This window comes from Scandinavium sp. (assembly GCF_051650185.1).
Lineage (GTDB): Bacteria > Pseudomonadota > Gammaproteobacteria > Enterobacterales > Enterobacteriaceae > Scandinavium.
Window position 1 is genome coordinate 1 of record NZ_JBOFIN010000032.1, and the last position, 6,451, is coordinate 6,451.

The 6,451-nt window shown below is 54.9% G+C and carries 6 protein-coding genes and 1 tRNA gene; 2 read left to right on the forward strand and 5 right to left on the reverse strand.

The window, feature by feature from the left end; all coding sequences use genetic code 11:
• Nucleotides 1-77 (forward strand) — tRNA-Pro (locus tag ACRCWW_RS04520).
• Nucleotides 78-547: 470 nt separating this feature from the next.
• Here ACRCWW_RS04520 and ACRCWW_RS04525 read toward each other — a convergent pair.
• The 5 genes from ACRCWW_RS04525 to hemC all read right to left on the reverse strand — a co-directional run bounded on the left by ACRCWW_RS04525 (nt 548) and on the right by hemC (nt 6,010).
• Nucleotides 548-1,753 carry an MFS transporter gene (locus ACRCWW_RS04525; RefSeq protein ID WP_438681341.1) on the reverse strand — a complete coding sequence of 402 codons (1,206 nt, stop codon included), beginning with the start codon at nt 1,751-1,753 and terminating at the stop codon, nt 548-550.
• A gap of 167 nt (nt 1,754-1,920) precedes the next feature.
• The gene (gene hemY, locus ACRCWW_RS04530; RefSeq protein WP_438681342.1) at nt 1,921-3,117 is read right to left on the reverse strand and encodes a protoheme IX biogenesis protein HemY; all 1,197 of its coding nucleotides are present in this window, start codon (nt 3,115-3,117) and stop codon (nt 1,921-1,923) included.
• A gap of 2 nt (nt 3,118-3,119) precedes the next feature.
• On the reverse strand, nt 3,120-4,310 hold the full coding sequence (gene hemX, locus ACRCWW_RS04535; RefSeq protein WP_438681343.1) for a uroporphyrinogen-III C-methyltransferase: 1,191 nt from the start codon (nt 4,308-4,310) through the stop codon (nt 3,120-3,122).
• 21 nt (nt 4,311-4,331) lie between these two features.
• On the reverse strand, nt 4,332-5,072 hold the full coding sequence (hemD, locus tag ACRCWW_RS04540; RefSeq protein ID WP_438681344.1) for a uroporphyrinogen-III synthase: 741 nt from the start codon (nt 5,070-5,072) through the stop codon (nt 4,332-4,334).
• A complete protein-coding gene (gene hemC, locus ACRCWW_RS04545) occupies nt 5,069-6,010 on the reverse strand; it encodes a hydroxymethylbilane synthase (RefSeq protein WP_438681345.1) in 942 nt (313 codons plus the stop codon). Before hemC ends, hemD begins: the two co-directional genes overlap by 4 nt.
• A 320-nt stretch (nt 6,011-6,330) precedes the next feature.
• On the opposite strand from hemC, the gene ACRCWW_RS04550 reads away from it, so the two are divergent.
• On the forward strand, nt 6,331-6,451 hold a 121-nt coding region (locus tag ACRCWW_RS04550), incomplete at its 3' end, for a hypothetical protein (protein WP_438681346.1).

Here is a 6,451-nt window from a genome sequence, read left to right on the forward strand (position 1 = left end):
CGGCGAGTAGCGCAGCTTGGTAGCGCAACTGGTTTGGGACCAGTGGGTCGGAGGTTCGAATCCTCTCTCGCCGACCAATTTTGAACCCCGCTTCGGCGGGGTTTTTTCTATTCTGAATTCCCCTCTTTCTTTTCCAGAAAATAAAAAACCTTAGCGCTGCCCGTCTTTGGGAAATATGTCTCCAGATGGCGACATTTAATTCACTGATTCTCAGTTCATTCGGTATCAGGCAATTCTGGCGTCTCCCTTTGGCGACATCTCCTGTATTCTTAAAAACACAAACACCCTGATATTGAGGGGTGCAAGAATGGCATGCTGTGTGCAATAATATCCGTGTAGATGCTCATTCCATCTCTTATGTTCGCGTTTACGCCTCATAAACTCAGGAATGACGCAGAGCCGTTTACGGTGCTTATCGTCCACCGACAGATGTCGCTTCGGCCTCATCAAACACCATGGACATAACGTTGAGTGAAGCACCAATTGTTGTCAAACAGACCTGTTTTAACGCCTGCCCTGATTTCAGTGCAGGCGTTTTTTTATGGGATTAATTTCGATAGCGGAATAAGACGACCGCGACGAACAATAATGCGCTGAAGGAAACGCACCACAGGGTTTGAATAGCGTTAAACCTCGCAGAGAGGACAACGGTTATTAAGGTGGTGAAGGTGGCTGTCAGGGTTTGCCAGCGGTATGCCTTTGCGCTGGCGTGGGCAACACAGTCCTGCGCAAAGTGATGAAGCACGCTGAAGGTTCCCAGCGCAAACACTACGTTCGAAGCAAGATGGGCAATGAAAATGGTCGCCAGGGCCGTACCGACATGGTGTGACAGAGCAGGCATCAGGGCGTATGAAAGTAAAAACAGCGCCAGACACCCCAGCAGCAACCCGTTGTGCTGCATATGCTGCGTCATCTTTTTACTGTTAAGCAGAAGAGGGCCGCAAAGCTGCCCGAGGCTTCGGCTAAACAGCAAAGGCAACGCCAGTGCCGTGGAGTCATCCGGTCGGAATTGCTGTGCCAGTGCGGGCAGGAGCGCCATCGCAGGGGCACCCACAGCAGCCAAAGCGGGCAGCAGAAGCAAGCTGCGCTTCTGACGGATACTGAGCGTTGCCCAACGCAGCGCTGGTTGAGTATCGGATGCTGAAGCTTGTGGGCCGATACCAATACGCCTTTGCGTCAGCCACAACAGCAATGAGGCGACGACAAAACTTGCGGCGTCCACCGTCAACAGCCTTTCCGGACTCACCCGTTCGAAAAGAAGCACCCCGATGCCCGTGCCCAATAAAACCTGAGAAGCAAAGATCAGGTTTTCCATAGCCGTAGCGGCAGGAAGCTCTTCGGCTGAAAGCCCTCGTTTGAACGTCAACGCCAGAGCGGGCCATGACATACCACCCAGCAGCGCTTCAGCTGACTGCACGGAAAGAAGCAGGGGAATGCTTTGAAAGTGCAAACCCAACAGCGGCAACATTAATGCGACTAACCCTGCAAGCTCACAGAACAGCAGCAAACGCAGAGGAGGAGCGAGGCGACAGAGCTTCTCCCCCAACAGGCTGCCGATAAACCCGGGTACAGTCGCCAGTAGCCAGGCCAGCGTTAACACCGAGGGTGAAGCCTGCCAGCGAAGAAGCTGACCAAACACCACGACCTGGGTCAGGCCATTTCCCAAAGAAGACACAATAAAGGCGAGAGCCATCAGACGAAGCCAGGCATGGCTTCGCAACGCGCGTATCAGCGCAAACAGCAGAGAATTCATGTGAGACGATCTCCAGCAATACGTTATCCACGCGTCATTGCGCGTGAGTGAAAAACGGTAAGTGCTGAAAAGTCGTTACATTGGCGGGCCCGGTCAGGTACGGAAGAGCTTCGACTCTGGCACAGGAAAGTGAGAAAAGAAAGGGGCCGAAAAGGCCCCTTATTGCATCAGGAAGGTGAATTGTTCTGAAGTGTGAGCAACAGCCCGTCCCGGCGCATGGCGGCGGCTTCTTCGGGCTGGTGTAATCTGTCCAGCGCATCGGCAAGCCATGCGTAATCAAAGGCATCCGGGCGCTGTTTTAATGCTGCGCGGAACGCGATGGTCGCTTCCTGCCATTCGCCATGTTTCATCAGCGACTGGCCTAAGGTGCTCCACAGCAGCGGGCGGTCGCCCACGCTTTTGATTTGCTGGCGCAGGACTTTTTCAAGCTGCTCAGGATTGTTGGTTTTCAGGCGCGGCACCGGCAGCAGCAGACGATCGTCGTACTGGCGCTTCAGGCCATCGATAATGATCTGCTGGGCGGTGTCATGATCGTCACATTCAATGAGGTGATCGGCCATGGCAACCTGCAAAGCAACCTGGTGGCGCGTCTTACGGCTCTGGTTTTTCCACCATTCACGCAGGCCATCGCTACCCTGATCGGCACGTGCCTGATCCATCAAACCAATCCACGCTTGCTGTTCCAGCGCATCGCGGTGAGTCTGATCGCCGACATTGGCTTTCGCCATAGAAGGAATGATGTCGAGCAGCGAGCTCCACGCACCGGTGCGGATGTATGCCTGTTCTGCCAAGCGCAGAACTTCCGGATGGCGCGGAGAGATCTCAAGCAGCCTGTCGACACCGTGACGTGCGGCGTGATCTTCATTGCGGGCGAGCTGAATACGAACGCGGGTGATTTCTACCGGGATCAGGTCATTACCCGCACTTTCTGCGGCGCGCTCCAGGTGCTGGTTGGCACGCATTTCATCGCCACGCTGTTGAGCCGCTTCCGCAGCCAACAGGTAATTCACCACCGGTTGCTCAGCGTGATCGGCATTTTTCGCCATCAGCTTCTCAACCTGCTGGTAATCACCTTCTGCCAGTTTCAGCAGCGCTTGTTCAGTCTGTTTACGGGCACGACGGCGTTTGCGTCCTACGAACCAGCCACGAGTATGAGCTCCTGTGCGGAAGATGCGACGCAGGATCCACTCGATGGCAAACAATACCACCATTGTCAGGATCAGGATGATCACAAGCCCGGTAACGCTGGTCTCAATGTTGTAGTTATCGGTCTGGATCAGAACATAGCCCTGATGACCGGCAACGATGGGGCCAACAACGATCCCGGCGATCAACAGCGCAAAGAGCAATAATACTTTGATCATGATTATTCTCCTTGCGGTGCAGCAGCGGCAGGCGCTTCAGCCTGAGGTGCGGCTTCTGTGGCGGCCACGGACGGCTGGGCCAGCAGATTACGCACGCGCGTTTGCATCAGTTTTTCCAGAATCGCCTGGCTTTGCAGCGTGTCCGGCACATCCATATTGATGTTCTGCTGACTCAGCTTATCCAGCTCATCCAGGAACGCTTTGGTGGTGGCATCGTCGGTGTCGTAATAGGCACGGACCCACGTTGAAACGTTATCCAGCGCCTGTTTGTAAGTCTCTTCCTGGTGACGCGGGACAGCCTGAGCGGCAACCAGCAGACGTGAGCGAATGTTTTCGCGCAGGTAGACATCCTGGTTTGGCGCCAGCAGCGGCACAGCTGTTTCGTCACGACGGCGGATAGTGATGAAGCTGTCCATAAAGTTCTGCCAGCTCTTCTGCAGGTTGACGCGCCATTCGCTGAGAGAGCTCGAAAGCTCGCCGCTGTCGTCATCCATTGGGGAATCGTCGGTGCTGTTATCCGCCAGACGCAGATTGTCGATTTGGTTCGACAGCTGATTCACTTTGAGAATAATGCCGTCGTAGTCGACCTGCGAAACGCCGGAAAGGCTCGCAACATCGTCGGTGATGGCGCGACGTGCGCCTATCAGGCTCGGGTCGTTCATGTCAGCCAGACTCGCATCGGCGCTTTTCAACAGCGCGGCGGCAGTGGTGACATCCTGATCGCTCCACAGCTTGCGGCCCGCCAGTTTTACGAGGAAATCGGCCTGAGCCAGCAGCCAGGTTTTGGCATCGCTGCCTGAAATGGTCGCGACTTTCTGCTGCAGTTCATCAAGCTGTTTATTGAGCGCATCTTGTTGATGTTTCGCGTCTGCCAGTTGAGAGGCCTGCTGCCTGATAACGCCTTCAAGCTCACTTTTCTGGGTTTCCTGCGCTTTTTGCAGGGCCGTCACCTGATTCACCAGCGCATCGCTGGCGGTGGTCTGATTGACGTTTTGCTGCTTAACCAGCCCATACAGGCCGACACCCGCCGCCAGTGCGATAGCGATAGCCACTACGCTCAGCACCAGTGGCGTTTTGTTGCTGCCATGTTTCTTCTCAGCGTTCTTCTTTTCAGCATTCTCCGGCTGTGGCGTGATATCCACGGCCTCCCTGGTCTCTTCAACCACGGCGGAGTTCTCTTTTTGTTCCGTCATTATGGCTTCCAATGTTGAGAGTTATTGTAAAGCACGCAGCAGCGCGTCGTTGTCAGCGCTATCGGCTACCTTGATGTTCCGCCAGCCCAGCTCCCGGGCCTGTTGTGCAAGACGTTCACTGACGACCAGAAGGTCGCAGTTTACCAGCCACTGCTCGCGATACCATTGAGGGATCAGCGACCAAAGGTGTTGTAACATTTCACCGCTGGTGATGACTATCCGGCTCACGCCGCGTGACTGCCAGCGCATCGCCTCTTCCGCACCGTCATAATGACGGTTACATCGTTGATAACATTCACAAAATGTAACGCTGGCGCCACGGCTGCGTAAGGTTTCCCCCAGCAGTTCCCGGCCACCATTACCGCGTAAAATCAGCGCTTTCTTGCCCGCAACAGATTGTAATTCCGGTAATTGTAGCAACACTTCGCTGATTTCCCGATCGAGCGGATAGCGAACGTGATGGCTGCTGACTTTATGTAATGCCAGCGCCGTTGTGCGCCCAATGGCGAAATAGTCGGGTGAGGACGGCCATTGCAAGCCGAGCTGTTGCAAGTGAGCGTGGGCAAACTCAACGGCATGTTGGGAAAGGGCAAACAGCAATGAGTCTTTACCCAGGGCGGCGAACTGCTCTGGCAACGCGGACAGCTCGCGGCCAGGGGTAAACTCAATTAACGGAAAGCTCCAGGCCTCTCGCCCCAGCGCGCGCAGGCGGCTGACAAGTTCTTCTCCCTGAGGAGACGGGCGAGTGACCAGAATACTCATTCAGGCGCTTCTCCGTTATACACGTCTTTAAGGATTGCCCGCGCGCCGTTATCCAGCAGCTCTTCGGCAAGGGACACGCCCAGTGCTTCGGCATCTTTCGCTGGGCCACGACGTTCGCCACGCACCATCTGGCTACCGTCAGGCGCGCCAACCAGCGCACGCAGCCACAGCTCACCGTCCTTTAATTCAGCATAGCTGCCAATTGGCACCTGACAGCCGCCTTCAAGACGCGTATTCATCGCGCGTTCTGCGCGAACACGAACGGCGGTGTCATCATGATTCAGTGGCGCGAGAAGCGCACGGGTCTGCTCATCGTCGAGGCGGCATTCAATGCCAACCGCACCTTGACCCACAGCAGGCAGAGATTGTTCGGGCGACAGCGCAAGGCGAATTCTGGACTCCAGGCCCAGACGTTTCAGCCCGGCGACCGCCAGAATGATGGCATCGTAGTCGCCGTTATCGAGCTTGCTCAGGCGCGTGCCGACGTTGCCACGCAGCGAACGAATCACCAAATCGGGGCGTTCAGCGGCTATCTGACACTGGCGGCGTAAACTTGACGTGCCAACCACGCTGCCAGCGGGCATTGCATCAATGGAGTCAAAGTGATGGGAGACAAACGCATCGCGCGGATCTTCACGCTCGCAAATGGTGGTCAGCCCCAAACCTTGCGGAAATTCTACGGGCACGTCTTTCATCGAGTGCACGGCAATATCAGCGCGGTTTTCAAGCAGCGCAAGTTCCAGCTCTTTGACAAACAGCCCTTTTCCGCCCACTTTCGCCAGCGGCGTATCAAGGATCACATCGCCTCGCGTCACCATCGGCACCAGCTCCACGCTCAGGCCGGGATGGCACGCCATCAGGCGGTCTTTCACATAATGTGCCTGCCAAAGTGCGAGGGGACTTTGCCGTGTGGCAATTCTTAAAACTTTGTCTAACATGCTTGTTACCGTCGTTATCGTCCACTGGTCATCCTAACATTGTTGCTATAAGGATGTTAGTTTTCGAGTTTTTCTGAAAATTCAAAATTGCATCAGGCGAAGGTGTGTTGAAGAATTTACAGCCCTTAAACGGTGCTAAACTTATCTGTAGCGCATCTTTCTTTACCGTCAAACGGCAAGGTGTTAGATTGATCACGTTTTAAACCGTTTGTTAGCCCGTACTACCCAACCTGACGGCAACGGACGGTAGCGGTTCTTGTTGAAATTCTAAAATCCGTCACCCTTGCGGTATAACGGGTTTAAACATCAGGCGATATGTCTTGTACCTCTATATTGAGACACTGAAACAGAGACTGGATGCCATCAATCAATTGCGTGTGGATCGCGCGCTTGCTGCCATGGGGCCCGCTTTTCAGCAGGTCTACAGTCTTCTGCCGACAT